Genomic DNA, 4,309 nt, shown 5'->3' on the forward strand with positions numbered 1-4,309 from the left:
GTTCACCAGGGCTAGCGGCCAGGCCCAGCGCTTCCACCGCTTGGGATTCGGCAAGCCGCTCGGCTTCGGCAGCGTCTCGACCGTCGTCGACTGGGCCCACACCACGCTGGCAGACGGATCCGCCTGGCGTGACTACTACCTCGACCTCGACCTCGACTTCGGCCCAGCGCCGGCGCCGGACGAGCCGGGGGAGACCGGCCATCCCGCCCGAATGTTCGTCCTCGGGCGGAATGCCGTCGTCCGCTACCAGCAGGCCACCGTCCGCAGAGGCTCTGGAGGCTCTTTCGGCCAGGCCGCGCACATCAGAGCCATCCTCGCCGCCGCGCAGGGAGATCCGGATATCCCCGTGCACTACCCACGAACGAAGCCCAGACTCTGGAACGGCGGACTCCCGATACCCCCCGATCCTCGTGGCCGCTCCTACACCTGGTTCGTGACCAACGAGTCACCGACGTGGACTGCGCAGACGCTGGACGAACCGGGCGGCGAGCCGTTGACCGTCAGCCACGAGAAGAGGCAGCCTGGCGGCCCATCGGCTTCCCCACACGGTCAACGGAAACGGTGAGGTGCGGCCGATGGAACACGCCGACGACTGCCTGGCCGGAACCGGTCTGGTCGGGCCGGCGTGGCATCGGCGGGAGAGACGCCCGCCGATGCCACGCCGGCGAGCAGTCAGCCCCGAGCGCCGCACATCTCCGATCTCTCGAGCCCGGTGAGCAGTCCATCGAGCCAAGCGATGCCGGCCTCGGACAACAGGACGGCGAGCCGGCTCACCTCCCGACGAGCGGCGTCCTCACCTATCCCTCCCATGCCACGACATACCTTCGCGGGATCGGCGCGGGAACCCTCGGCCAGATCGACGAGGGAGCGCAGGACCGACACGAGCGGACCGTGGGAGAACATCGGTGCCTTCGAGTTCCAGTGCCGGGACTCGGCAATGCCAGTCAGCTCGCCGCTGATCCTGGCGGTGATCTCGGCGCGGGCCTGCTCAACCGTGGTGCAGTGCTCGTCCGGCCTGGCAACGAGCCGATCGCCATCCAGCGCCGACAACGATTCAGGGCCGGCACGCTCGGCCAGGGGGTTGGCAAGCAGGACAGTGTCCAGCGGCAGATCGTGCCGGCGGAGTAGCGCACGACCCCGGTCCAGGGCCTCGCCGGCCTGAGCAGCTGAAACCCCATGCGTGGCCGACGTTTCCGGCAGATCGTAGGGGTCGGCGACCTGCGCCCAAAGCCCGACCACGAACTCCCGCAGGGCCGAGTCGGCCACCGGGTCCATCCGCAGCCGGCCGGCCACCGGTGATGCGTCCAGGCTGCGCATCGGCCGGGCAGGCAAGCCACGCCGGACGGCGGCTCTGCGGCGGAGCTCGATACCCAGCATCCGGGTCGGGTAGTTGACAAGCTGTGCCCAGGCCGGCCGGAGCCAGACATGCTCTTCCTCGCTCGTCGTCTTTCCGCTCCGAGCCCCGCCTGCGGGCACCGTCGACGGAGCATAGGCGGCGAGGAGTCCGCCTGCGTGGTCGGCGTTGATGGCGCCGGCTCCCGCCGGATCGCGCAGAGACCGGATCATGCTCTGCCACTCGCGGATCACCTCACCGGCCCGCGTCTGCGGCAAATCACCACAGGCGGCTTTGCGGATCCGCTGATAGTTCGTCAACAGAATGTCATCGGCGAGAGCTTCACAGAAGGCGCAGATCCGGGAGTCGTGGCAGTGGCACGACGCGGGGTCATAAGCCCGGACGACCGAACGGACTCGACGATGGAGCGCAGGGCTGAGGAAGCGGTGCGCTGCCCGCGCGGCGATGTCGTCGTCCGAGACCAACATGTCTTCGAGGTAGAGGCTCACGAGAGGCCCTTCCGACCACAGCGAACACCAACATGGGTGGTTCGCGACATGGGTCATCCACATGGATGACGGCCACCCGATCATCGGGCGGCCTCGAAAGGCCGGCAAAGCCAGCTACATGACGCAGAAAAAATTTCTCGTCACAACGAGTACAGCACCTACGCTACACTATAGGTCGATGCAGTCCAAGTGCCCGCGCGCTCGCCTGGGTCCGTCGACGGAGTAGCCAAGCGAGCCCCTCCCCGCGCCCCGCAGGATCCGGCCCCGGCCGCAACACGCTGCAGGTTGCGGCGCGGGATCGAATCCAGACGCTGTCGGCCCCCGTGGCACCATTCGTGGCCAGGGGGCCCGCCGGCCGCGGATGGCCGCAGAGCAGGGGTGACGGGGGCTCCGGTTCATGGGAACGGCGACCTCGCGACCGGCCGCTTCGCCAGCGTCGGCCCACCAGTACGGCGATCTCGGAGATGTTGATGTCAGACCGGAGGTTCGCTGCAAAACGAGCCTCCAGCGCAGCTGCGACACGCCGTCTCACCTGCGCGTTTATACTCGGGGTCCTCATCGCCCCTACGAGGGATTGCAACAGCACGCGCTCCTCGCCCCGGACACGGTGACGTCCCGCGGTCCTCATCGCCCCTACGAGGGATTGCAACGCGCACTGTGGGCGGGCGGGCGGTTGCCTCGGCAGGTCCTCATCGCCCCTACGAGGGATTGCAACAACTTGCAACGCTGCTTGCACCCTCGGGCTGATCAAGGTCCTCATCGCCCCTACGAGGGATTGCAACTTCAGTGCGATGACGCCAGGAAGCCCGCAAAGGGTGGGTCCTCATCGCCCCTACGAGGGATTGCAACGGGTATCACGTCTCGGCTGACGCCTGCGTGGAGGGTCCTCATCGCCCCTACGAGGGATTGCAACTTGACGAGCTGGCCGATCTGATGATGGTGGCCGCCCGGTCCTCATCGCCCCTACGAGGGATTGCAACCTGCCTGGGGTCGTCGCCAGTGACGTCGACGGCGACGGTCCTCATCGCCCCTACGAGGGATTGCAACCGCACCGCGCCGCCCGAGGTGAGGGCTGATGGCCCCGGTCCTCATCGCCCCTACGAGGGATTGCAACTCTCTATTTCCGTTGGCGTTGTTAACCTTCGCACGGGGGGTCCTCATCGCCCCTACGAGGGATTGCAACACCGGTTCATCGCCGCGGTGAACCCGGCCCGCCAGGGTCCTCATCGCCCCTACGAGGGATTGCAACCGAATGAGCCGCCGGCAGCCGCGAAGGTAACCGTGATGTCCTCATCGCCCCTACGAGGGATTGCAACAGCGTGAACCCGGGGACAACCTGATCGCCGCGGATCTCGTCCTCATCGCCCCTACGAGGGATTGCAACCGGGTGCGGATGCGGTTCACCTGCATCCGTTCTCCCGTCCTCATCGCCCCTACGAGGGATTGCAACAGGGCGTGCAGTACCTCCTGAGTCGCCGCATGCCAGGTCCTCATCGCCCCTACGAGGGATTGCAACTGGACTACCGGCGCCCGGCCGGTAGCGGGGTGGCGCGTCCTCATCGCCCCTACGAGGGATTGCAACAGGAAGACCTCGCCTGGGCGGCCCACCAGGCCACCCGTCCTCATCGCCCCTACGAGGGATTGCAACCCGTTTATGGCACTGAGATTAAGCCAGGGTCAAGGTCCTCATCGCCCCTACGAGGGATTGCAACCGGATCCGGCTGCCGATCTCGGCGAGCGCGGCGTGGTCCTCATCGCCCCTACGAGGGATTGCAACATGACGCGGACCGCGTGACCGAGCACCTCGGGGGCGGTCGTCCTCATCGCCCCTACGAGGGATTGCAACGTCCCGTATACTGCGATACCTTCCGGCCGGCTAGACGTCCTCATCGCCCCTACGAGGGATTGCAACATTACCTGTATGCGTGCGGTCTGGAATGCCTGGAAGTCCTCATCGCCCCTACGAGGGATTGTGAGGTGCCCTTTTTCTTCCGGACAGTGGCCCCTACTAGAATAGGGGACAGGCCGGAAGGAATGATAGTTGACGCAGAAGCGAAGAAAGTTCACGCTTGAGTTCAAGGAAGAAGCCGTGCGGATGGTGATCGAGACATCCCGTCCGATCTCCGATGTCGCACAGGAATTGGGCATCCTGGAAGGAACCCTAGGGAGCTGGGTCGCCACCTACCGGCGTGCCCATGCCGGTGAGGCCCCGCCGGCGACCGCCGACGAAAGTGCCCGGCTCCGCGAACTCGAGCGGCAGAACCGCGAGCTGCGCATGGAAAACGAGTTCCTGAAAAAAGCCGCGGCGTACTTCGCCAAGGATCATCGGTGAGCGACACGTTCGAGTTCATCGATGCGGAGTACGCCGCCCGCACCACCGCGAATGCTGGCACACCGACGCCGTCCATCATCCAGATGTGCGCCTGGCTCGACGTCTCCCGTTCCGGCTTCTACGAATGGCGTGACC

Annotated in this window: 2 protein-coding genes, 1 pseudogene and 1 CRISPR repeat array; of the genes and pseudogenes, 2 read left to right on the forward strand and 1 reads right to left on the reverse strand. The window is 66.2% G+C overall.

What is annotated here, in order from left to right:
* Positions 1-565, forward strand: a pseudogene (locus FREUN1FDRAFT_RS38075) (hypothetical protein); the annotation flags it as partial.
* Between the two features lie 107 nt (positions 566-672).
* Here the strand turns inward: FREUN1FDRAFT_RS38075 and FREUN1FDRAFT_RS38080 are convergent.
* Entirely contained in the window at positions 673-1,842 is a 1,170-nt protein-coding gene (locus FREUN1FDRAFT_RS38080; RefSeq protein ID WP_035957483.1) for a hypothetical protein, read from the reverse strand.
* Between the two features lie 551 nt (positions 1,843-2,393).
* Positions 2,394-3,819: direct repeats of the CRISPR family, unit length 30 nt; unit sequence GTCCTCATCGCCCCTACGAGGGATTGCAAC.
* Between the two features lie 64 nt (positions 3,820-3,883).
* Between FREUN1FDRAFT_RS38080 and FREUN1FDRAFT_RS38085 the strand changes: the two genes are divergently transcribed.
* A complete protein-coding gene (locus tag FREUN1FDRAFT_RS38085) occupies positions 3,884-4,174 on the forward strand; it encodes an IS3 family transposase (protein ID WP_006542944.1) in 291 nt (96 codons plus the stop codon).
* The last annotated feature ends 135 nt before the right edge of the window (positions 4,175-4,309 follow it).

Origin of the sequence: Parafrankia sp. EUN1f (assembly GCF_000177675.1) — a bacterium.
Classification (GTDB): Bacteria; Actinomycetota; Actinomycetes; order Frankiales; family Frankiaceae; genus Parafrankia.